This is a genomic window from Sphingomonas sp. NFX23, from assembly GCF_049887795.1.
Taxonomy (GTDB): domain Bacteria; phylum Pseudomonadota; class Alphaproteobacteria; order Sphingomonadales; family Sphingomonadaceae; genus Sphingomonas.
This window is the reverse complement of sequence record NZ_JAGEKH010000007.1, coordinates 246,434-268,964: the sequence shown is the minus strand read 5'-3', so window position 1 is coordinate 268,964 and position 22,531 is coordinate 246,434. Positions and strand designations below refer to the sequence as shown.

Below are 22,531 nucleotides of genomic sequence, written 5' to 3'. Positions count from 1 at the left end.
TGCCTGGCTGGTTCGCCCACTATAACGAGGTGCATCCGCACCGCGCTTTGCGCTATCGATCACCCCGCGAGTTCATCGCGCAAACCTGCGAGGCCCTGTCAGGCCTTTAGGGGGCAACAACAGCACGGCCCCCCGTTTCGCTGTCGGCGACCATCGCTCAAACCAAACGCAGCTTTGAGATTTGAGTGGTCTCCATTGTCGGGATGATGGAAACTGAACCCATCCGGTTCTCGTAGCGCCGGATGGAACGTTTTTCGACGGCGGCTGCGGCAACCTTTCGAGCCCGCGCACCGTACAGCCAAGTAAAGGCTTGGTTGAATCGTTCAAGAAGCCCGTGGTGAAGGACGTCGACGTTAACGTCGTGGGCTTTCGTTCTAGGTTTGCATCTCCCTATGTCTCTAATGTTTTCAGATAGCCGAGCTACTCGAACCCGGGCGGCCGACTTGTTCTGGAAGTTCGCCGAGGACGGCCCATTGCAGGCTGTGGGAACTTTGCTCTATCGCTGCGTTGATGCTCGCCGAGCTTGCTTGGCAGTGGCTCGGCCGGCTCGCCCTCTCTCCCCTGTCAGGGCGAGCCGCTATCGAACGATTTGATAGTTCGTTCGATAGCGAACAAATGTAGATGTATGTCGGTGCTGGGCTCGCACGCTATCAAATGCGCGCGCCGGTAGGACGCGTAGCCATCGAATACCGCCGGCGACCATCACCCAAACCAACGTAGCTTTGAGCTGTCACCGGTACCCATCATCAGGGTGATGGAACTGAGCCCATCCGGTGTTTCGTAGCGCCGGGTGGGCTCTTTTTCGCGCTCGATTAGTGCAACGTGTTCGGTTCGCGCACGGTAATGGCGTGTTGATCGACATAACCGGGGCCACTTCCCCCCACATATCAACAGGCCAGGCTGCAGCGGGTGCTTAATCATCCGCTTGGCACGATATGTGACCCCATCCAGACGAACTCGCGTGATAGCCAGCTTGGCCAGCGCTTCAGTTCGGCCATTCGCGTGCCCGCATTGCCTCGCTGATGCATTTCCGGTGGCTGTCGCGACTAATGGCACAGTCCTTATTTAGGACAGATGTAAGGAAGCAACCCTCGCCGAACGCGATGCGGAGCTTATAGGCGAAGACGCGTCTGCTGGCTTGGAGCGTTACATGTTTGAGTTACTGACGATCGTTCCGGCAGCGGTAGCGATGTCTATCGGCACACGGTCAATCTTCAAATCTCGCGAACGCCGACAACGGTCCGAACGCCGTCGTCAGCGTCACAAACGAGAAGCGGCAATTTGGTGGGCAACGATGTGGCTGTCGAAGGACAAGCGGCAAAAGAAGCTTACGTACCGGCAGGACTGAATAACAGGGTGGCCAGGCGGTGAGGATATTATGTTGGATTCTTGGTTATCCGCCGGAAAGGAATAGTCTGGCACGGCGCAGTGGATTGGCGACCTGAGTGCTCGAGATGTGAGATCGAAGGATACGTGCTTCGAACGCTTGCAAGTGGCGCTCGTTTTAAACGGGGGATGCTTCGCCTAAACGCCAAGCCGTATCTTTTTCAGGCAACAAACATCAAGCGCACCGATCAAATGATTGGCATCTACGCTTAGCTCAATTCATCCTATCGGGATGAGACGAGTTGGCTACGTTAACGACGACTTCCGCTTAGGCGCATTCTGCCCTTCAGTGCTGGGGGCGCCCTTGTTGAGCGTGTCGCTCGGGCGCCGGGCATCGCCTTCATTCTGGTGCTCTGTCGATAGGTTCGGGTGTTTCGTCGTGGTCGTCGGCCTGATTGGATCGCTCACTATCTATCTCCTCAATAGGCTAACAGGCGAGGCCGTCTCACGTTCCACAAAAGCGCTATTGCTGCGTTTCGTCTAACGCGACCGCACCCATCGTCATCGCCAGCAATGATGCGCCCCGTTGTTCGTGATCAAGCTGCAACAGCCGCACCCAGTGCGCGATGTGCTTGCCTGCCGCCTCGACGCCTTTGCGCTGCAGCTGCAGCGTCGTCAGGTTTGTATCGTTTTGGATGACCGACGCAATCGAAAGCGCGAAGAAGTCGACGATGTCATCTGCAATCAGTGCCTTGTCGGGTGAGTTCGCCGCCAGGTACTGCATGACGATCGGCATGATTTTCTGAAAGAGGTCAATCTTGGCCTGGTCGTCTACCTTCATGATGTTCGCGGGCATATTGGCTTCCTCCGTTCCTGACATGTATTGCTTGGGGTGACGAGGCGGAAGACAGCACCGACCATTCTCGGCAGTATGGGAGCCCTAATGAATCATCTGCGCGAATGGTCTCAGCCAAAAGTCGTAGGGATTGGCTGGCCCCCCGAGCCTGGGAAGGCTGGGCGATCATTGGCTCCGTAATCGCGATCGGCGCGCTTGTCGGTCGGGTGAACCTTTAAAGTGTAATCGAGCAAGGTTCGACGGCGAGCCAAACGATTTGGTGCGGAATGGCTTGCCGACAAGCCGATGGATAACCGGCTCAATCCAAAGGAGCTGCGCCCGTTCGGTCGATCCCATGTCGTGCGGAACGAAGGTGAGCGCCGCGGGCTCGACGTGATGGAATGGGACGTCCTGGCGGGGCAGGCGAAGCCGGCGGGACGTAAGGTTGCTCAGACCAACGTTGCGTACTCTTGACCTGCTCCCCGTTTTCAGGCCGCTGATAACTTAGCTTCGGTGTCCATATGCCCCTGGCGGGGGCGGTTCGTAAACTCGGCGGGTGCCATCCCGCCAAGACTGCTGTGCGGACGCACGGTGTTGTAGTCCGTCCGCCATGCCTCGATGATCCGTCTCGCCGCAGCCAGCGAGGGGAACAGGTGTTCGTTCAGACACTCGTCGCGCAAGCGACCATTGAACGATTCCACAAAGCCATTCTGCTGCGGCTTCCCCGGGGCGATGTAGTGCCACCCGACCCCGGTGTCCTGACACCAGGCGAGGACGGCATGACTGGTCAGTTCGGTGCCGTTGTCGCTGACCACCATGCACGGCAGCCCGCGACGCTCGGCGATGGCGCTCAGCTCGCGAACGACCCGCCGACCCGACAGCGAGGTATCGACGACGCATCTCAGGCATTCCCGGCTGTAGTCGTCGATGACGTTGAGCATGCGGAACCGCCGGCCGCAGGCCAACGAGTCCGATACGAAGTCGAGCGACCAGCGCTGGTTGGGTTCTTGCGGGATCGCCATCGGCGCCCGCGTGCCCAGCGCGCGCTTGCGACCGCCACGCTTGCGCACCGTCAGTCGCTCCTCGCGATACAGCCGATACACCTTCTTCAGGTTCATGCCCTTGCCCTCCCGCTTGAGCAGGATCGCCAGCCGTCGATAGCCGAAGCGACGACGTTCGTTCGCGATCTCGCGCATCCGCTCGCGGACAGCATCGTCCTTTCCGCGAAGCGGCTCATATTGCCACGCCGACCGGTTGACCCCGATCAGTCTGGAGGCGCGACGCTCGGAGAAGCTGTGGTCGGCCATCAGCTTCTCCACCGCAGCGTAGCGATCTCCAGACCGGGTCAGTTTTTTCCCAGCAGATCCTTCAGCGCCGACACGTCGAGCATCGACTCCGCCAGCAGCTTCTTCAGCCGGCGGTTCTCGTCCTCGAGCGCTCGCAACCGCGCCGCCTCCGACACGGTCATCCCGCCGTACTTCGCCTTCCAGTTGTAGAACGTCGCGTCACTGATTCCATGCTTCCGGCACAGCTCGGCGGTCTTCACGCCGGCCTCATGCTCGCGCAGCACGCTAATGATCTGATCCTCGGTAAATCGGCCTCGCCGCATCACTCGTCTCCATCTGACGAGCTAACTTACCAATGGCATGAATTCTGGGGAGCAGGTCAGTGCGCCTGAAGGCCGCGGAGCTTTCCCAGGCCGGACGTCCCGAAATTCGATCTCAACCGAGTGGCCGCGGCGCCTTAATCACCATTGTCGCGTGACCCAAGGCGTTGCCTCGCCGGAACGCCTGGCTTGTAGAACGATACGCAATTGGATCGGAAGAGTTCGACTGTTCGATACCGTACGAAAAAATAATCGTTAAGATTCAGAGGCCATGATGGGTCCAAAGGATACCACGTGCACGACCACAAAGAAGAAGCCAGACTCGCCGCGCTGTACCAGCTCAAGCTTTTGGATACAGCGCCAAGCGACAATTTTGATCGCATCACGCGGATGGCCAGCCAGATATTCCGGCTCCCTATCTCGGCAATTTCGCTTACCGATCGCGACCGGCAATGGTTCAAGTCCCGCGTCGGCGTCGACCATACCTCCATCCCGCGAGATAAAGCGCCCTGTGCCAGCGTCGCTGAGAAATCCGAAACCGTCATAATTCGCGATCTGCTGGCCGAGGATTGCTATCGCGACAGCGTTCTTTCCGAGCAAGGCGTACGCTTTTACGCGGGCGCTCCGCTTATTACGCGTGAGGGGTACTGCTTGGGGGCGCTGTGTGTTCTGGGAGGCGAACCACGCTCCGCCTCCAAAGAAGAGATTACAGCGCTGACCGATCTTGCGCAAATGGTCATGTCGCAGATTGAGCTTGAGCATGCTTTTGGTCGAATTGATCCACTTAGCGGGTTGCCAAACCGCACGCAGTTCATCGATGACATTGAGGACCTTGTCCGCGAAGAGCATGGTATCCCTCGCTTTGCAATTTTAATCGATCTTGCTCGCCCTGACCAACTCAACGCGGGTACACGCGTCATGGGCGGTAGTTATATCGATGACATGGTGCGGGATGCGACCAGGTTCCTAGTTGCAACAGTCATTCCTCACCGAACAATATATCACATTGCTACTACTCAGTTCGCCTTTCTTGCAACCCGAGGTGCAAGTGAAGCTGATGCCATTAGCGGACTGACATCGTTGATGTCGCAGCTTCGTGAATCTTCGAATGTCAGTCTTGTCATAACAGCGGCAATTGGTGTCTCCCCGTTCATTACGGGCATAACGCCACCACGAGACGTCCTACGAACTATGCAAAACGCGGCACTAGACGCGCGCGCGGCACACTCAGGTATAAGCGTTTATTCGTCGTCGAAGGATATCGCTCACCGTCGTCGGTTTGCCCTGCTGAATGACTTTGGTTCAGCGCTTGAGCAGCCGCAACAGCTCCGATTAGTCTATCAACCCCGAGTTAGCCTTAGAACTGGCGCGACAGTCGGTGCTGAAGCGTTGCTGCGCTGGACGCACCCGTACTTTGGCAACGTATCACCAGGGGAGTTTATCCCCCTTGTGGAGCAGACATCGCTAGCGCGCCCGACTACCGCGTGGGTACTCGACACTAGTTTAAAGCAGCTTAGTCAATGGATGGGGTCTATGACGGAGCTCCGGCTATCGGTCAACGTTTCGGCGAGTAACCTTACCGAGCCCGATTTTGCCCAACAGGTTCAGCTTTATCTGCGCAAGTATCGCGTTCCTGCTAAAATGCTCGAGTTGGAACTAACTGAGAGTGCCATGATGGATAATTCGAGCGGCGCAATGGATCGGCTGGCTTCTCTTGAAAAAATAGGGGTGTCTCTAGCGATTGACGATTTTGGGACAGGATATAGCAGCCTGTCTTATCTCCAGTGCCTTCCAATGCAGGTGGTAAAAATCGATCAATCTTTCGTTCGTGATCTTTTAAAAGGCAAGCGCGAGCAAACTTTGGTGCGTTCGATGATTTCTCTCTCCCACGATCTTGGCTACCGCGTTGTTGCGGAAGGCATCGAGACACTTGAAGCTGCAGATGTACTGGCGGCGATGGGTTGCGATGAGGGCCAAGGATATTTCTTTGGCCACCCTATGGATCCGGCAACGTTTGATCGATGGTTCAGTGAACGAGCAGCGCTGCCACCCGGCGCAACGCCTCTCGGGCATCCTGACGCGGCCTATGTATAATCCGATCCAACCGAATAGTGCCTAAATGTCCATGGATTCCGAGAACGCCCCCCGTCCCTATCGTCGTTGCCTTATGCGAAAGCTCGGAATGGCGAGGCGTGGTTTCACTGCAGAAGAAAGCGCCAATGATCTTGATCTGACAATACCGCCGCTTGATTCCGGTCATATTAAACGGCAGGGACACGCAGTCGGCACGCCTAGCCTGAAGCACGGTGACGATGGGAGCGCTTGAAGCTCTCGCTTGACATGGGGCGAGACCATGCCGGAAGTTATTGAACGCGCCTATTATGTTGCTCGTGCTGCCAAAGTAGCCGAACAAGCCGAAAAGGCGACTGATCCGGAAATAGCGGCGATCTATCGGAGGATGGCTGCGATGTACATCGAACTTGCCGATTCATCTCGTAGCTCCGGTTCTTCCTAGTAGAACTCTATCGCCGAAATACTCGACCCGCTCCGTGCTCGGTCGAGGCGAACTGTCTTGCTTCTAGGATATCGCTAACGGTGGGAATGCGTAAATTGCTGCGCGATGGGTTTTCTGCGTCAGTAGAGCGTGGAGAATATCCGGTCGGCTGGCTGTTGCGGGTAGGTTCTATAGAGCTACTGGCGTTGGATACTGAACTTGTCCTCGGTTATAGACCGAAACGTATCGGTGGGTTCATGGCGCTACCGATCACAGTCTGTCCGCCTGGTTCCGCCAATCGTTTGATTACGGCAACTGGGGTGGTCGTTCTCGGCGAGCGCGAGGCACACGCCGAACCAAGCAGGCAGACCTTTGTTTGAAGGACTGCGTATCTGAAGCGGTAAGTGTGCTTGAAGCTGGAGCCGCGTCCGGCCTACGCCATCTGCCATAGCTCGCCTTCGCAGTCCCCGACCGGACACCGCAGGACGCCGTGGTCGAGATGTTCGGCAGATCGGGCAGGACCGTGGGGGAAGACCGCAGGAATGGCCAGGAGCGCCTGGTGCAGCTCGCGTCCTTGACCTGCTCGCCGCAGATATGAAGGCTACCATAGTAGCGTTTGAGTCCGGGGATGATGTGGCCGACCGGGAGTAATCGCAGGCCCCCGTATGTTCCAAAAGCAGATCACCCGAGGCTGGTGGAGGGAATATTGTTGGCCTACCGTTGGGACGGGGGGCGATACTATGACGACTGCGCTGCAGATGGCCGAGAAGGATGGCGAGTATCACGGGGCGCTGGAGGACTCGACCGCTGCGCTGTGTCCCTTCAGCCACCATGAGGGCGGCCTGAGAGACATATGGCTCCTAGGTTTTTCTAATGGCCGAATCGCTACTGCCCGTCCTCGTGCAGCTTTACCATGTGTCCACCTTGCCGAACGTCGAAAGCTGATGAAGAGCTTGGAGTTCGGCGCAACAGTTGGTGAATAATCCACTCCTACCGCGCTTCTTAATGTGAGTCAGGACGATATAGATCGCTTTTGCGGGTCGCTGACGCTTACATATCGAAGCGATCCGGTAATGCCGCTGTGATGGTAGCAGGCCAGCATTTGATGTCTGAAGGTTCAAATGACGAACTGAACAAGTTGTTAGTTGAGGCGTTGCGAATAGCTGACGCCCAAGGGCGTGATATTGTGGCGTTGTACATCGTGGAGGCCCTTGATAGCCTCGCGCCGAAGAGTCGATAAGGTAATCATTGCCGTGTTGGGTGTTGCGGCGAGCTACGAGCGTCATCGTATTACCGAACGCACTGCTGCTGGCAGGGTCCAAGCCAAGTCCGCTCCTTGCCAACCCGAACGTTCCCGAAATACTATCAAACTTCAGAATGTCTGGTTGGAACGCAGCAGTCGTTCGTCGTCGAGGTGGTCACGTTGCGTTGTCGAACTTCCTGACATGGACGATGCTTTCATCGAAATCGTCAAGCAAGCGCGCATTGATTCCCATCTTGCCAAAATTCCCGCCAAGCGTGTGCCAATGAGTACCGCAGCCGCACACCGGACAATGGCGAATACCGATCATGTGATCGCCCCAAACTAGGCGACGGTTTCACCGGATATGTAAACCTCGGCAGGCGGGTAATGAGCGGTGCGCCAATCAGTTCGCCGACAGAGCAAGCAATTACAATCCGCCACCCAAGCAGGCAGGCTCGGCAGATCGATCCGCACCTTGCCGCAGTGACAGCTTCCTTCGACGGGCATAACGACTTGTAGACGCCAAGCGGAACGTTCGCAAAGGGCGGTACTAGGGCGGTATCTGGCTTGTTGCTTATGAGGGAACAACGGCCCGTCCCCACGGGGTAGCAAGGACGGACTGGCCCCGGCCGGAGGACGACGGCGGCAGGACATAAACGTTACCTGCCATGTTAGTTTCCAGCGGTCTTGTGAGATTGCTTTGGCATCTAGGCCGACTTCTCAAAACTGGATCTCGTAGGAGAACACTACAGCGTCTCAACGGCCGCCCGGCGTTGGGCAAGACGCCTGTACCAAACGGTCCAAAGCGCGAGCGCGCCCATCGAGCCGTAGCCGACAAACGGGCTGACCAGCATGTAATCGTGAATGCTGAGGACGAAGACGAGCACGCAGGCGAGCGCCGACGAAGCGAGCAGGCCGACACCCCAAACCAGCGTCATGATCGTCATCACGCGGCGGAAGCGGGGCGTGTCACGCTTGGCCTCGAACGCAGCGACCTCGTCCGGCGATTTGCGCGCCAGGCCAGCACGGGCCAATTGATAGATCAGCGGGCGACTGATCGCAGCCGATCCAAGGAAGACCAAGCCGATCAGTGCCGACACGAGGTTCTCACGCAGTTGGAGGAAGCGGACGGAGCCGCCCCCGAGCATGGCGAGCAGCGACAGCGCAATGCCGGCCAGCACGAGGATCGACAGCGCATCGAAGCGACGGCGACGAGCGAACTCGACGAGCGACCAGAGCAAAGGCGGCAGCGACGACGCCATCAGCGCGATTACGTCGCCTGACAGCGGCGCCACGCGATCATAGATCAGCAGCGGTAGCCCGAAATTGACGCCGGCTTCGATGGCGAGGAGGCCGATGCGGCTGCCGGTCTGGCGGTCCATTACAGTGCTGTCCTTCATGGTCGTGACGATCGTGTTCATTGTGCTTCTCCCCCGTTGATCCAGTTGCCGTGAAAGCCCGGCGGAATGCGGTGCGGCAGGCGGATTATGGCGACCGGCGCGTGCTCGAACCGGCTTGCATTGAGGATGACGAGTTCGGTGGTGTCGCTCGTTGCGTCGATGACGAAGCCCATCAGCCATCCCTCATCTTCATCCGCAGTGTCGTGCGCAGGAACAAAGACGAATTCGCCAGGATGACGGCCGGGGCCGAAGTCGTGCACTTGCCGCCCGCCCGCTATGAGGTCGTGTTTGTAGAGCCGGCTCGCGCTCTGGAAGCGGCGGTCCGACTGCGTGCCCATGGCATAGGCATAGCGGTAAGCTTGGCCGAACCGGCGCTCGTCGACGCGGGGAAACTCCTGCGGTGTGGCATCAATAGTGCGTATCGTTGACGTTCCGGTAGCCGGGTCGAGCGTCCAGCGCTCTAGCCCGCGCGAGGCCACGTCTGGGCCACCAGGCACACCGGCGAACATCGTCGGATATGCACAAACGTCGAGCACCACGCGACCATCGGGTAGGTCGAAGGCGTTGGCGACGTGGAAGACATAGGCCGGATCGACGTCACACCAGATGATGGCATGCTGATCGCCGTCGCGCGGCATCAGTCCGACGCGGGCACGATGCGCAGGATTCCAGGCATAAGGCAGCGGCTGGCCAGCCAAATGGGTTACCAGCGAGAAGGTCACCGGGAGGTCTAGGATGACGACGTAACGCGCGGTGACCGCGCAATCGTGAATCATTGGGCCATGCTCGACCGCGATCGGCGCCTCACGTACCACCTTGCCGGTGGCATCGAGGATGACGTGGCGGATCTCGTCGAGACGCCCGCCCTCATAGCAGATGCCGTGATACTCGCCCGTCAGCGGGTCGCGGTGGGGATGCGCGGTGAACGACCCAACAAGCGAACCGGAGAAATCGTCGTAGCGCTGCTCGTCGAGCGTATCGGACAGTGCGACGGGGTAACTGCCTCCTTCGACGACCGCGAAGACGCGCCCGGCCAGATCGACGACATTGGTGTTCACCGTGTCGCTGGAACCGTGCCGCGGCCCTGATGCCGGCGTCGTTCCGCGGGCAGCCGCGTTGCTGCGCGATGCGATCCAGCGATTGCGATACCACAAGGCCTTTCCGTCGCGGATCGCCAGGCCGTGGACCATGCCGTCGCCGGTGAACCAGTGGTACGATGCGGGATCGGCTGCGACCGGGTTAGGACCGGTCCGCAGATAACGGCCCTGCAATGCTGGCGGGATGGTGCCGCACACCTCCAGCTCGGTAAGCGTTAATTCCTCCGCCGTCGGCCGGTGAATGCCAGACAGGAAGGGGTGCCCCGTCCGGTTCCCCTCCCCATTTCCATCATCACTCTGCGCCAGAACGCTAGCCATGCCCGCCTCCAATGTTTACACCGTGAGCATAGTTAGGAAGGTAACGGTGTCAACATGGAAAAACGTTATCATCATGGCGATCTGCGTGCTGCGCTGATCGAGGTCGGGCTGCGGCTATTGGCGGAACGTGACGTGGAAGGCGTATCGCTGCGAGAGATGGCGCGCGAGGTCGGGGTTAGCGCGACGTCGGTCTACCGACATTTTCCCGACAAGGCAGCGTTGATGCGGGCGCTCGCCCGCGAAGGGTTGGACCGGCTCGCGATTGCCCAGCGAGATGCTTCAAGCGGCAAGGACGGCGCTGCTGCGTTTGCCGCGACCGGCCGGGCCTATGTGCGTTTCGCACTCGCCAATCCGGCCCTCTTCCGTCTGATCTTTACCTCGTCCGCTCAGTTGCAGGCCACAGGTGAGATAGAGGCGCTACAGATGTTACGCGTCAACGCCGCTTCGGCATCGGCGAACGATGCTGGTTTGGATCAAGTGGAGAATGGCGCGCTACGAGCCTGGTCGCTCGTCCATGGCCTCGCCATGCTGATGCTCGATGGACAACTTCCTGCTGACGACCAGCTTATCGATACGCTTATTCAAGAATGACTAACGCTCGCGGACATTCTCGAAACGATCCTATTTCAAGAATCGAAGCTGACACGGGCCGCGTCGCAAAAGGGTCCCTTTTGGACGCCGACTGATAGCCGTGCAGCAACCACCGCGACCTAAAATTTAGGAGGCCCGGTGCGATGACCGAAGAGACGACTGCTCGGTGCTCTTGCCTGGATGTGCGAGCAGTGTCTCAGCGGGGGCACGGAGACGTTGGATCACTGATGCATGGGTGCCGGAGAAGAGGCCGTCGAGCTGTTCGCCAAGTATCGGTTAGTGGAGCGTTCAGGGCGAGGTGGAACCTGGACGCTGGCAGGCAAAGCACTGTTAGCATTGACATGGTATTGTATCGCGTATCGATACAGAGGATCGTGATAATTGGATTTCGCCATAAGGCTCTCGAAGCCTTCTACACCACAGGCACGATCCGAGACGTTCAGGCTGACCATGTGAAGAAACTCCGAAACATTCTAGGCTTGTTGTCTGTCGCAGCAGGGTCGGCCGACATAAACATACCGTCCTTTAAGCTCCACCCGCTTAAGGGCGATCTGAAAGGTCACTGGTCGGTTTGGGTCAACGACAACTGGCGCGTCACCTTCCGCTTCGTAGGGGCAGATGCCGAGCTGGTTGATTATCAGATCTATCATTGAGGCTATGACGATGATGCACCCCCCCCCCCCACCCCGGCGAACTGCTCCGCGAAGAAGTGGTCGCGGCATTGAGCTTGTCAGTTACCGAGGCTGCCAACCGGCTCGCAATGTCGCGGGTAGCTCTGTCACGTGTGTTGAACGGCAAAGCAGGCATCAGCCCTGATCTGGCGTTGCGGCTCCAACAGACTGAGGTAAGCAGCGCACGAGCGTGGTTGGCTATGCAGGCGAACCATGATCTTTGGTGCGCGCGCCAGCATGTACAGCCCCCTGTACGCTTGCTGCAGGATGCCGCCTGATAACGGGCTCATTGCGGTTGAGAGCGATAAGTTAATTATCGCCCATTTGCCGGCATTTCAAAAGCCCGACCTGCTTCTCAGATTTGTGCCGCTTACCGAATATTGAACGCAGACCCATACACCGTATGGGCCGAAGACAGCGGGCCGGGATTGGTTTTCCTCGACACAATGTTCGCAACGACAACGTTCCCGCGCGTCAGATCATGACCTAGTTTCCACCGGCTAACAGTACGTACCAACCGGCGCAGATCTTTGTTCGCGTGCCCATCCATCCCAAAACCGTAACACAGGGCCCGCCGTTGGCGAGCCCTGTACTCATTGCGTCCGGCTTTAGAACCGGATGGTAGCGCCAACCGCGATGTTACGACCGAGCGAGTCGTAGCGCGCGGGGATCGTGTTGCTCCGTGCGAGGCTGATGTCGTACGAATTCGCGAGGATCGGCGGGGTCTTGTCGAGCAGGTTGTTGGCAATAAACCGCAACGAAAAGTCCTTGGCGATCGCAAACGAGAGCGCCAGATCGAAATAACTTGCTGGTGCGATGTGGTAGAAGGTGGTGCGTGCCCGATCCGGCGTGCCACCGATCGCTTCGTCGCCCGAATTGTCGGCGCTGGTCAACGAACCGACATAGCGCCAGTTAAACGACGTGCTGAAGATGCCGTCGCCGCTAGTGTAGGTCGTGCGCAGACCGTGCGACCATTTCGGTAGCAACTGGCTACAGCCATTGCCGTAATAGCCGACGCAGTTGCGCTTGGGCTGAAGCGGTGAATCCTGGCTGCCGGCAAAGGTTGTCAGTGAGCCGTTGAAGCTCCAGTCGACCTTGCCCGCACCACCAAGGGGGAGCGTATATTGTGCCTGAAAATCGATGCCGCGAGCGATCGACTTGTAATAGTTAGTTGTGCCCTGGCGGATGAAGCCGCTGGTCGGGTTGCCGCTGGCCGGTGCGTAGAGGATGCCGGTACCAGGCTGGCGGACGATGCCCGAGCAGAAGAAGGGATCCCCGTTCGAGCGCTGACAGCCATCGGTGTAGTAGGTATAATCGTTATACCCCAGTGAGTTATCGATCTTGATTTGATAGCGATCGACCGAGAAGACCAGACCGCGGATAAAGCTGGGCTTCACCACCAGACCGTAGGTCAGTGTGTAGGCGGTCTCCGGATCTGCGGTGTATCCGCCCGACTGGACGGTGCACTGGTTACCGTCGCCTTGGTTACACAGCAGCGTGGGACTGCCATACAGCGCGTCGGACAGGCCCGTCGCGCGGCAGACGTCGCGCGATGCGATCGGTGTGCCGTAGCTGATCGCGCCGGTGGTCGGATTGGTCGTGACGGTCGGCGCGCAAAAATCGTTCTGCGAGCCGCCTTGCAGGCCGTAGCTGATGTTCCGCGACTGACCGATCTCGATCACCGTCGGCGCGCGCTGCGCTTTGTTGTACGAGCCGCGGAATGTGAGGTCGCTGACCGGTGCGTAGATGCCTTCGATCTTCCAGGTATTGAAGGTCTTGGGATTGCTGCTGTATTTTGACACGCGGTAGCCGCCATTCGCCTGCAATAGATGCGCAAACGGGCGATCCTCAATCAACGGCGCCTGCACTTCGATGTTCGATTCCCAAACGCTCTGCGAAATATCCAGATCGGCACCACCGTTGAGATCGCGGTAGAAAGAATCTGCCGTCGACGTGTAGTTGTCGTGACGATATTCGGCACCCAGCGCGATCGCGACGCCCTGGTTGGCTAGCGGCGAGGTAACGCCGTATTTGCCGAGATCGCCGGTCACAGAGAGCAGGCCGTCCCAGAGCGTACCCACGCCCTTGGTGCGCCCGCCCGGAGCCGTGAACAACCAGTCTGCAACTGGTTGGCCGGGCGTGTTGGCGGCGAAGGCGTTGAACGGCACGCAACCCGCGACGCCGCTCGCGCAGGTCGGCGTGCCGTTGACGTTGACGACGTCAAGCGACTGGTTGACGCGGTCGTAGTCGGGCAGGCTGCCGTAGTTCACAACCTGCTGGTTGCGCGCGTAGACGCCGCCGACATCCCAAGTCCACGTATCGTCGACCTTGCCGCGGAAGCCGCCGGTGGCACGGATGCCGCTGTTGATATAAGTATCAGGGATATCAGCGAGATCGTTGAAACGATAGCGGAGTTCGATCGGTGCCTTGGTGTTGGTACCGGCTGCACCGCCGCAGATCGCGGTTGCCTGCGAACCCGACAGATACGGGTTATTGCAGTTCACCTGGTACGGCTGATCGCCATAGACGGTATAGCTGTAGATCCGCGCCGGATAGACGTTCACGGACTTGTCGCGGAACCAGATTCCCGATCCGTAAACTTCGATATCGGGGGTGAGATCGGCGCTGACGAAGCCGCCCGCGTTCCACCGCTCCGACCCGCGCTGATAGGAATAGCCGTCATACGGGTTCGCCGCATTACCCACGCCGACCCCGTAGGGAACGAAGGTGCGCGTGCCGTTCGGGTCGTTGACATAAGTGGCGCCGTTGTTCGCACCCGAGCGTGGCGAAATGTAGCCGCTGCGCGAATAAGTCGACAGCGAGCATGAGAGCGGGCCATCCTTGCCGGTCTGGACCAGTTGGCATGCCGAGCTGGAGCGCGCGTCGTAATCGACCGCGTCGGTATGGCGGTAGTTGACGAAGCCCGACAGGCGCAGCTTGCCGTCGAACAGCTTCTTGCCCGCGGTCACGGTAATGTCGGCCCGGCCGCCGTCGTTGGTCATGCCGCGCGGGCTGCTGAAACTGTTCGCGCGCGCTAGCGGCGATACGATCGTGTCGTTGTTGTCGTGATTGTAAAAATTGTAGTTGCCGTCGATCTGCAACCCCTCGAAATCCTTTTTTAGGATGAAGTTGACAACGCCGGCTACCGCGTCCGAACCATAGACCGACGAGGCGCCGCCGGTCAGCACGTCGACACGCTCAAGCATTGACGGCGGGATGATGCCGACGTCCGCGCCATTCTGCGTTCCGATACGCTTGCCGTCGATCAGCGTCAGCGTACGCTCGAAGCCTAGGCTGCGCAGCTTGATGCGCTGGCGGCCGTCCGAATCCTGGTAGTTCTGCTGCGCGTCCGGCGCGATCTGCGGGAGACGGTTCAGCACGTCTTCGATGTTGGTCGGCGCTTGCGCACGAATGTCCTGCGCGGTGACCGAGGTGATCGGTGCGGCCGACGTCATGTTCGGACGCTGAATGCGGGATCCGGTCACAACGACCGTGTCATCCGATGCGGATGCAGGATTGGGTGCGGCAAGCGCGGTCGCGGCATCCGCCCCGACCTTAGCCTGTGCCGGTGTCTGAGCGGGGCCCGCTGCAACATCCTGATTTTGCGCCATTGCCGGGACAGCGCAGAACAAAAGCGAGCCTGCAAGAGCGATACGCGACACAGTTTGGTCGAAGATCATATACTTACCCCTTATCCGGCTGCGCCCTGACGCTTTGACCGGTTCGAACGACAGATTTCGTTAATTTGTCATATCAGTCAATACCCAAACAATACCTATTAAATACATTTATGCTGAAATGTTGCGCAATAGCATCCTCCATTCGCGCTATGGCGGACGCGCCCGGAAGGTCGCTGATCGTCGCGGTAGAGGCAGAAGTCTGGTTGTGTTCTCTCAGCGCCAAACGGACAGGCGGGTGTCCTTAAGGGGCTGACCAATCAGCCTCTTGCTACCGCCCGCTGAACGAACAGCTGCTTACCGCTGATCGCCACCCGTAGCCGGACAGGCCGCAATCCTTCCAACCCGGTCATTCCCGCTATTCGATCCCAATGGGGCGACCAGGGCAAGGCGTCAGGCCTCTTTCAACATTCCCGTTACGACACTCGCGACCATTATCCGTTGCGCGCCATTGCCCTGCGGCGCACTGCTTTTCTATGACGCTGCTACAAGAAATTGGGATCACGCTGCCGATTGTGCAGGCACCGATGGCGGGAGTGTCCACTCCCGAGTTGGCGGCAGCCGTCTCGAATGCCGGTGCGTTGGGATCGATCGGGGTAGGAGCAACAGACGCTTGCGGCGCACGTACGATGATCGAAGGCGTGCGTGCGCGCTCCCAACGGCCGTTCAACGTCAATCTATTCGTTCACGCGCCCGCTCAGGGCGATGCTGCGCGGGAAGCCGCCTGGCTAGACGCGCTTGCCCCGACATTTCGCAGTTTCGGCGCTGAGCCTCCCACTGCACTGCGGCCGATCTACAAAAGCCTGATCGAGGATGACGAGATGCTCGCCACGCTTATCGATCTCGCGCCTCCAGTGGTCAGTTTCCATTTCGGCGTGCCGAGCAAAGAGGTGATTATCGCACTAAAATTGGCCGGCTGTGTCCTGCTGGCGACGGCGACGAACCTCAGTGAGGCCCAGGCGGTGAAAGAGGCCGGAATTGACGCCGTAGTTGCCCAAGGGTGGGAGGCAGGTGGCCATCGAGGTATGTTCGACCCTGACTTGCCGGATAACCGCCTGGGCACGATAGCACTCACCCGCTTACTGGTTGCACGTTCCGGCGTGCCAGTGATTGCGGCGGGTGGGATTATGGATGGAAGTGGGATCAGAGCCGCACTCGATCTCGGCGCTGTGGCAGCACAACTCGGCACGGCGTTCATTGCCTGCCCCGAAAGTAGCGCGGATCTAGCCTATCGCGATGCTCTAACCGGACCGGGTGCGGAACATACGGTGATGACACACGCCATATCGGGAAGGCCTGCCCGCTGCCTGCGGAACCGCTTCACCGAATGGGGGGAGCAGGCGGGGCTCGGCTCACCTGGGTATCCGATGACCTATGACGCGGGCAAGGCGCTCAACGCGGCTGCAAAGGCGGCCGGAGAAAGCGGGTTCGGCGCGCAATGGGCAGGGCAAGGTGCGCCACTTGTGAGAGTAATGCCCGCAGCTGCGCTAGTCGCGACCCTTGTCGGAGAATGTCGAGCCTAGGGGCTTTAGAGTGAGAGCTTCGATTAGGAGTCCGCGGCATATCCGACAAGGCTCAAACGGGCGGTAGTGTCGACGCCAGCGAAGGTGGACATTGTCCAACGTCTCAGATGACCCTTGTGAAACATATTCACGCGTCACTTATGTACGGATCACAAATAGATTGGTCTTTTACAGTCTGAGGTTGCCACAGACCAATCAGATACCTAGATGCGCGTTCAGAAATGGAGTCCTGCTATGTCTGACACTACCCTCGATCTGAACCCGGTCGAACTCGCCACGGAATTGACAATCGCTTGGTTAGCCAATCCCAACACGCGCACCAATGCTGACGACGTTCCAGCCTTCCTGAACAAAATGTACGAAACTGTTTCGGCGCTGGTCGGCGGAAACGCAACAGCTGCTGAGCCCCAAGTACCTGCTCAGGAGTATACCCCGGCGGTGACGGCTCGTAAGTCGCTTGCCAGCCCCGATCACATCATCAGCATGATCGATGGCAAGCCGTACAAGACGCTACGCCGTCACCTCTCGACTAACGGCATGACGCCTGTGGAGTATCGCGAGCGTTATGGCCTGAAGGCTGATTACCCTATGGTCGCTCCTGCCTATTCAGAGGCACGTCGCACGATGGCAAAGAGCATTGGCCTAGGCCGCAAGCCTGGCCAGACCAACGCAGCTAAGGCGGATGCCAAGTCGGCTCCGGCTCCGCGTAAACGCAAGACCGAAGAAGCTGCAGCCGAATAATTCACGGGGCTAGCTTCCTCGAAAGGGGGAGCTGGCCTTGTTACATGCATTTGGCACGAGAAAAACTATAGCTTCATCGGTACACTATCTTCGATGATACAAACGTTCGCAATTGTGAGGCGTTGAGTAACGTGATCGTCCGATGCTGTACGAAACGGTTGAGCTGCCGATCAGCTTGAATCGGGTTCAGGCCTAAGCCAGGATCCGGAGAACATCCTCATTGAGGAGAGCTTCTCCGCAGTACAATGCGTTTGATGATCATTTTAGCAGATCAAGAAGATCTTGTGCAAAGGGCTGGTCGACTTCTGGGATTGCTGAGCGCAGCGCGGCGCCGATTACCCAAACCGCGTTCCCTTCATTGGATGGATCAGCCTTAAGCTTCCGGCGACGTAATCCCAGCGTGTTTGCACGGGTAGTAACTCCGGGTACCGAACGGCTAAAGAACGCTGCGATGCTGTCGACGGACTCGCCAGCCATATAGCGGCGTGCCAGTTCTGCATCTTGAACCGGGCTCCAAGCATTTTTCGGCACTCGGTTTGTATCTTTCGGCTGAGTGGCGTTTACCACCGTTCTTTCTTACAGAAGCAAAATCTGTTGCTAACGAAGGCGCCTTTGCACCAGCGTAAAAGTTGCGTGGATAAATTATCCCCCGTCAGCGAACGTCGAGTTAGGAATCGCGGAATGGCGACTTTAGTTTGAGCCCAATACAGAGCGGCCGTTAGTTTTCACTATCCTGCCGTTGTCGTCCGCCAAAAATGTTCCGCCCGGAGTCGCAGTATGACCGTGATTTTGTCGCCTGCGAAGTCATAAGCAAAAGCGTCATATCCCCAGCAGCAATCCGGGGATGGCGTCCGCCCCCAGCTTCCGAGTGAGTTGAAATATTTGGTGAAGAGAAGGCATCTTGTTGAGGCGTATCCAGCAGTCCGATTGGGCCTGGTCGCGATTTCGCCGTTCCGGGACCGCCTGACCGCCTGACCGCCTGACCGCCTGACCGTCTTCGTCCTTCTTGTTACGATCGATCCGGTGGCGATCCATCTGCTGTGGCATCGACGAAGCAGCGACCATCCAGCCAACGCTGGCTGCGTAAAGCGCGATCATCGCCGCTGCTTCCCCAAGGTAAGTGACGCTGGAAACTGCACGGAATGCCGCTCACGGTCATGCCCGAGCGGGAGTGAGGCACTCTATAGCGCTCAGCGTCGTTCGCACCGCGTCATCGAGAGGCGTGCGTGGTTCCGAGCCGAGCGTCGCTAGTAGGTGAGCATTGTCCAGACGAACCGGCTCGCGCCACAGGTAGCGCATTTCCACGAGCTCACGCGGGGTGGCCGCGAACAGTCCTGCGATCTCCAACAGCCACCAGGGAAGCTGCCGAACCGGCACGGTTGGATCGCCCAAAACCCGCACAATCGCGTTCGTCATCGTCGTGCCGGTCGCATCCCAGTGACCATCCATGTGGAAGGTGCTGAACGGTGTCAGCGAGGCTTCCTCGACGAGGCGGACCATTGTCTCTGCGACGTCTGGCAGATAGGCCCATTGGTGACCCACATCCCGTGCACCCGGGTTATGGATGATCGTTGGACGCGTACCCGGCTTCACCAATCCCTGACTAAACCAGTTGTTGGCAGCGCCGGGTCCGAAGAAATCGCCTGCCCGCACGACCAACGACGTTAGATTGCCGGCCTCAGCTGCGTCGCGAAGGCGAAGTTCCATCTTGGCACGGATCGCGCCCTTGCGCGTCCAGGGTCGCTGCGGCGCCTGCTCGCCAATGACCGGGAATGCGTCGGGTCCGTAATTGTATGCGGTTCCAGGAAGGAGAAGTCGTGCACCGGCTGCGCTGGCCGCAGAAATACTGTTGTCGAGCATCGGCAGGACGAGCTGGCGCCAGTTGCGATAGCCGGGCGGATTGACCGCATGCACCAGCAATTCAGTCCCTATCGCAGCCTTCGCGACCGCAGCTGCATCCAAGGCATCGCCGATGATCGGTAGTACGCCTGCGGAAAGACGCCCTGCACCGCCGTCGCGGACCATCCCGCGGACGGACCAGCCCGATTGCATTAGCCGGCGCGCCACCGCGCCTCCGATCCCACCCGTTGCTCCCAGCACCAAAGCCGTTCGTGTCATTTCCGCCTCCATATTGCTGCCGGAAGATGGAGCAGAGGCGATCTCCACGGAATTGACGAAAAGCGGCGCATAGATATACAGAAATGGATGAACACGGGACCGAGCTGGGATCTGTATCGGACGTTCGCCGCAGTGATGCGGACGGGCTCGATGTCAGGCGCGGCACGACTGCTAGGACTTACCCAGCCCAGTGTCGCACGCCATGTCGAGACGCTCGAACAGGCGGTTGGCGGCACGCTCTTCCTACGGTCGCAGCGCGGACTATCGCCTACCGATCGCGCCTTGTCCCTGCGCCCGTTCGCTGACGAACTCGTTAAGACGACGGACGCATTACTACGCGCAGCGTCCGCGGCAGACGACCAGGTAGCCGGCACCGTCCGCGTGACGGCGGCCGAGGTGTTCGCGGCCGAGCATCTGCCACCGCTGCTCGCGCAATTGCGTCGCGATCATCCGGCCTTGTCGATCGAGCTGGCACCTACAGACGCGGTCACCGACTTGCTTCAGCGCGAGGCGGATATCGCGCTGCGCATGACCGATCCAATCCAGCACGCCCTGATTGCACGCCGGCTCGGCAAGGTGACGCTCGGGCTGTTCGCGCGGCGGGATTATCTGGAACGCCGAGGCAGACCGGCCGAGTTGGTTAGCCTCGTTGCCCACGACCTGATCGGTATGGATACGCGATCGACTACCGGCCAGGCGGTCATGGGAATGCTTCCGGGAGTGAGCCATAGCGACTTCGCCATGCGTGTTGACAGCAACCTGGTCCAGCTTGCCATGCTGCGCGCTGGCTTCGGCGTCGGGATATGTCAGACCATGGTCGCTGCACGGGACGATCGATTGGTTCGCGTCTTACCCGAGGCATTTAGTCTCGAACTTCCGCTTTGGCTCGTCATGCATGAGGACCTTCGGACTAGTAGCCGGTGTCGCGCGGTGTTCGATACATTAGCATCAGGCCTCTCGGACTTCGCAATTTCAGGCTGATCAATCTGCATCCCGCAAAAGCGCTCTCGGAATCGATCCTATTTCAAGAATCTAAGCTGGTACGAGCTGCGTTGCAAAAGGCGTGTGAGTTTAGCATCAGGAACGCGGAGGGCGATCAAGGCATTCAGAGCGCATTTATGGATGGCAGGTAATTACGGGAGTGGACTAACCGCGGCCCGTAGCCGTCAGTCCAGCCTTTCCAGGATGGCGCAATCAGCACTGACGCGGGCCGCGGCGACGAACGAAGGTGCCGTAGTAGTGCAGCGGCTCGTCAACCGCGGCCATTTCGTAGGAGGCGTTGGCTGTCAGCAGATCGGTGCCCTCGCCAAACGTCGGCGCATCGCAGGACAATTCGATGGTCAATGCAGCGCGAGCATACCTTGGGAACTGGATGACCACCTTCCCAACCTCAATCGAATAGGACCCAACGTCGTCGGGCCGATCGTTTGGCGTGATGCGGCCGGCGGCCAGAATGTAAAAGGACGGGCTACTCAGATCGAGTGGTTGCTCTTCCTCGAGGTAGAACCATTCGCCTCGCAGGGCCACTTCCGTGATGAATGCCATCCTCGCTCCTTCCTTTGGCCATTCTAGGAACTTGCGGACGCAAACGGAACAGGTAAGTTCCCATTATGGCTGTCTTTGATGATTCCCTGGATGCTGAACTCGGCGAGGCGTGCAACCGTCTTGCTGCTTGGGTTGAGCCGTTGCCCGAAGGGCAAGTGATCGATCGGGCGCCTGGTCTGACAGAGCGCGACCTCGCGATGATCCTGCGCCGCCTGTATGCAACGCAAGAATACGCATCAAGAAAGATCGCTACCGTGAATGAGGACGAGGGCCGTTACGGCGGGCCATCTGTCCCCATCACCAAGAAAAGACCGTGGGCATGATCAAATAGGTCAACCCGCATGACGAGCAGTGAGGTATGTCCGCACCGACCTTTTAAGACTCTGCGCCGTGGGTGGCAGCAGGTGCGACATGAAAGACGGCGCCTCGCGGGATGCTTATTGCGGCGCAACAAACGCTGCCGCTACTATAAACCGTCGCGGCGAGCATCTTACCCCGCACTCGTCACACGCGTTCGTCGCGACATCGTTTCATTTTGAGACTCATCGGGTATTGCCTACCGTATAGGTAAATGTCAGTGTTGTGACATCGCAGCGGGTTGAGCATTCCCAAGACGCCTCCCCGCTGCGGTGCTCCTAGTTTCTAGAGCGCTGGACCGCCGTGTGAAGCGATTCTAATTGCTAGGCGTCACTCGATTGCGGTAACTCGCTGTATGAGGACCTTTTTAACGCTGGCTGCGGCTTTCTTCATGTGGAGTTTCGCCGCGGTTCCTGCGCAAGCCGCAGTGACAATTACGTTCTGGAGCCACGAGCTTGGCAACAGCTTCCCCCATGCGTTCTTCACGTTGCACGGAATACCCGATGCAGGCGGCGCTCCGGTCGATACAAATGTCGGGTTCACTGCTAAATCGGTCTCGCCAGCACTCTTGATGGGGCCCGTTGCGGGAAAGCTCGACATAGCCAAGCCGGGCTATGTAGCGGGGAGCGATGCGCAATTCTCACTCATTATGAGCGATGCACAGTACGAAGCTGTGCTGCGGTTGGTCGATGCGTGGAGCGAGGGGAAACCCGACAGCGTGTATCGCCTATCAGACCACAACTGTGTGACCTTCGTGAAGGAAGCAGCGCGGATCGTCGGTCTTACAGGGCTCGATCAGCCTAAGTTGATGAAAAAACCTAGATCGTATCTGAAGGCCGTACAGGCTGGGAATGTCGGTCGCGTTACGCTGCTTGGGCTTCACGGAAAGGCTTATCTTGCCAGACTTGCTCCCGTTGCTCCGACTTCCGAAATGACCAAGTGAACTACCGCCGCGGTTACTAAGCGGCTTAACCATCCCGATACTGTTT

Annotated in this window: 22 protein-coding genes and 1 pseudogene; 13 read left to right on the top strand and 10 right to left on the bottom strand. The window is 58.8% G+C overall.

What is annotated here, in order from left to right:
- Positions 1-1,150: 1,150 nt before the first annotated feature.
- Positions 1,151-1,348, top strand: a complete 198-nt coding sequence (locus J4O76_RS19815; RefSeq protein ID WP_426283774.1) for a hypothetical protein — start codon at positions 1,151-1,153, stop codon at positions 1,346-1,348.
- A 501-nt stretch (positions 1,349-1,849) separates the two neighbouring features.
- On the opposite strand, the gene J4O76_RS19810 is transcribed toward J4O76_RS19815, so the two are convergent.
- Together J4O76_RS19810 and J4O76_RS19805 are read right to left on the bottom strand one after the other, a co-directional pair.
- Positions 1,850-2,182: a hypothetical protein gene (locus J4O76_RS19810; protein WP_426283773.1), complete on the bottom strand. Its 333-nt coding sequence runs from the start codon at positions 2,180-2,182 to the stop codon at positions 1,850-1,852.
- Between the two features lie 467 nt (positions 2,183-2,649).
- Positions 2,650-3,770, bottom strand: a protein-coding gene (locus J4O76_RS19805; RefSeq protein ID WP_426283772.1) for an IS3 family transposase whose coding sequence is annotated in 2 segments (ribosomal slippage) — positions 2,650-3,521 and positions 3,521-3,770 — 1,122 coding nt in all. Because the reading frame shifts where the segments join, the coding sequence is not laid out codon by codon here.
- Between the two features lie 291 nt (positions 3,771-4,061).
- Here J4O76_RS19805 and J4O76_RS19800 point away from each other — a divergent pair.
- The 4 genes and pseudogenes from J4O76_RS19800 to J4O76_RS19785 all read left to right on the top strand — a co-directional run.
- On the top strand, positions 4,062-5,861 hold the full coding sequence (locus tag J4O76_RS19800) for a putative bifunctional diguanylate cyclase/phosphodiesterase (protein WP_426283771.1): 1,800 nt from the start codon (positions 4,062-4,064) through the stop codon (positions 5,859-5,861).
- 259 nt (positions 5,862-6,120) lie between these two features.
- The gene (locus J4O76_RS19795) at positions 6,121-6,282 is read left to right on the top strand and encodes a hypothetical protein (RefSeq protein ID WP_426283770.1); all 162 of its coding nucleotides are present in this window, start codon (positions 6,121-6,123) and stop codon (positions 6,280-6,282) included.
- An 86-nt stretch (positions 6,283-6,368) separates the two neighbouring features.
- A complete protein-coding gene (locus J4O76_RS19790; RefSeq protein WP_426283769.1) occupies positions 6,369-6,641 on the top strand; it encodes a hypothetical protein in 273 nt (90 codons plus the stop codon).
- An 858-nt stretch (positions 6,642-7,499) separates the two neighbouring features.
- Positions 7,500-7,592, top strand: a pseudogene (locus tag J4O76_RS19785) (recombinase family protein); the annotation flags it as partial.
- Positions 7,593-7,679: 87 nt separating this feature from the next.
- On the opposite strand, the gene J4O76_RS19780 reads toward J4O76_RS19785, so the two are convergent.
- The 3 genes from J4O76_RS19780 to J4O76_RS19770 all read right to left on the bottom strand — a co-directional run bounded on the left by J4O76_RS19780 (position 7,680) and on the right by J4O76_RS19770 (position 10,331).
- The gene (locus J4O76_RS19780) at positions 7,680-7,832 is read right to left on the bottom strand and encodes a hypothetical protein (RefSeq protein ID WP_426283789.1); all 153 of its coding nucleotides are present in this window, start codon (positions 7,830-7,832) and stop codon (positions 7,680-7,682) included.
- Between the two features lie 418 nt (positions 7,833-8,250).
- The gene (locus J4O76_RS19775; protein ID WP_426283768.1) at positions 8,251-8,925 is read right to left on the bottom strand and encodes a VC0807 family protein; all 675 of its coding nucleotides are present in this window, start codon (positions 8,923-8,925) and stop codon (positions 8,251-8,253) included.
- Positions 8,922-10,331, bottom strand: a complete 1,410-nt coding sequence (locus J4O76_RS19770; protein WP_426283767.1) for a carotenoid oxygenase family protein — start codon at positions 10,329-10,331, stop codon at positions 8,922-8,924. The genes J4O76_RS19775 and J4O76_RS19770 overlap by 4 nt, the downstream gene beginning before the upstream one ends.
- A 42-nt stretch (positions 10,332-10,373) precedes the next feature.
- On the opposite strand from J4O76_RS19770, the gene J4O76_RS19765 reads away from it, so the two are divergent.
- The 3 genes from J4O76_RS19765 to J4O76_RS19755 all read left to right on the top strand — a co-directional run bounded on the left by J4O76_RS19765 (position 10,374) and on the right by J4O76_RS19755 (position 11,859).
- Positions 10,374-10,910, top strand: a complete 537-nt coding sequence (locus tag J4O76_RS19765) for a TetR/AcrR family transcriptional regulator (RefSeq protein WP_426283766.1) — start codon at positions 10,374-10,376, stop codon at positions 10,908-10,910.
- Positions 10,911-11,284: 374 nt separating this feature from the next.
- Positions 11,285-11,563: a type II toxin-antitoxin system RelE/ParE family toxin gene (locus J4O76_RS19760; protein ID WP_426283765.1), complete on the top strand. Its 279-nt coding sequence runs from the start codon at positions 11,285-11,287 to the stop codon at positions 11,561-11,563.
- Positions 11,564-11,619: 56 nt separating this feature from the next.
- On the top strand, positions 11,620-11,859 hold the full coding sequence (locus J4O76_RS19755) for a HigA family addiction module antitoxin (RefSeq protein ID WP_426283764.1): 240 nt from the start codon (positions 11,620-11,622) through the stop codon (positions 11,857-11,859).
- 330 nt (positions 11,860-12,189) lie between these two features.
- On the opposite strand, the gene J4O76_RS19750 is transcribed toward J4O76_RS19755, so the two are convergent.
- Positions 12,190-15,261, bottom strand: coding sequence for a TonB-dependent receptor domain-containing protein (locus tag J4O76_RS19750; protein ID WP_426283763.1), 3,072 nt, complete (start codon positions 15,259-15,261; stop codon positions 12,190-12,192).
- Positions 15,262-15,734: 473 nt separating this feature from the next.
- On the opposite strand from J4O76_RS19750, the gene J4O76_RS19745 reads away from it, so the two are divergent.
- Both J4O76_RS19745 and J4O76_RS19740 read left to right on the top strand, forming a co-directional pair.
- Complete coding sequence (locus tag J4O76_RS19745) at positions 15,735-16,781, top strand: NAD(P)H-dependent flavin oxidoreductase (RefSeq protein WP_426283762.1); 1,047 nt, start codon at positions 15,735-15,737, stop codon at positions 16,779-16,781.
- 234 nt (positions 16,782-17,015) lie between these two features.
- On the top strand, positions 17,016-17,522 hold the full coding sequence (locus tag J4O76_RS19740) for a MucR family transcriptional regulator (protein WP_426283761.1): 507 nt from the start codon (positions 17,016-17,018) through the stop codon (positions 17,520-17,522).
- A 258-nt stretch (positions 17,523-17,780) separates the two neighbouring features.
- Here the strand turns inward: J4O76_RS19740 and J4O76_RS19735 are convergent, their stop codons facing one another.
- From J4O76_RS19735 to J4O76_RS19725, 3 genes are all read right to left on the bottom strand, one after another.
- On the bottom strand, positions 17,781-18,089 hold the full coding sequence (locus J4O76_RS19735) for a hypothetical protein (protein ID WP_426283760.1): 309 nt from the start codon (positions 18,087-18,089) through the stop codon (positions 17,781-17,783).
- Positions 18,090-18,341: 252 nt separating this feature from the next.
- Entirely contained in the window at positions 18,342-18,620 is a 279-nt protein-coding gene (locus J4O76_RS19730) for a hypothetical protein (protein WP_426283759.1), read from the bottom strand.
- 57 nt (positions 18,621-18,677) lie between these two features.
- Positions 18,678-19,640, bottom strand: a complete 963-nt coding sequence (locus J4O76_RS19725) for an NAD-dependent epimerase/dehydratase family protein (RefSeq protein WP_426283758.1) — start codon at positions 19,638-19,640, stop codon at positions 18,678-18,680.
- A gap of 87 nt (positions 19,641-19,727) precedes the next feature.
- Here J4O76_RS19725 and J4O76_RS19720 point away from each other — a divergent pair, with 87 nt between their 5' ends.
- A complete protein-coding gene (locus tag J4O76_RS19720) occupies positions 19,728-20,621 on the top strand; it encodes a LysR family transcriptional regulator (RefSeq protein ID WP_426283757.1) in 894 nt (297 codons plus the stop codon).
- A 213-nt stretch (positions 20,622-20,834) separates the two neighbouring features.
- On the opposite strand, the gene J4O76_RS19715 is transcribed toward J4O76_RS19720, so the two are convergent.
- On the bottom strand, positions 20,835-21,185 hold the full coding sequence (locus J4O76_RS19715) for a hypothetical protein (RefSeq protein ID WP_426283756.1): 351 nt from the start codon (positions 21,183-21,185) through the stop codon (positions 20,835-20,837).
- A 65-nt stretch (positions 21,186-21,250) separates the two neighbouring features.
- On the opposite strand from J4O76_RS19715, the gene J4O76_RS19710 reads away from it, so the two are divergent.
- Positions 21,251-21,508 carry a hypothetical protein gene (locus J4O76_RS19710; RefSeq protein WP_426283755.1) on the top strand — a complete coding sequence of 86 codons (258 nt, stop codon included), beginning with the start codon at positions 21,251-21,253 and terminating at the stop codon, positions 21,506-21,508.
- Between the two features lie 389 nt (positions 21,509-21,897).
- Positions 21,898-22,485 (top strand): hypothetical protein, encoded by a 588-nt coding sequence (locus J4O76_RS19705; protein ID WP_426283754.1) that lies wholly within the window; start codon positions 21,898-21,900, stop codon positions 22,483-22,485.
- Positions 22,486-22,531: the final 46 nt, after the last annotated feature.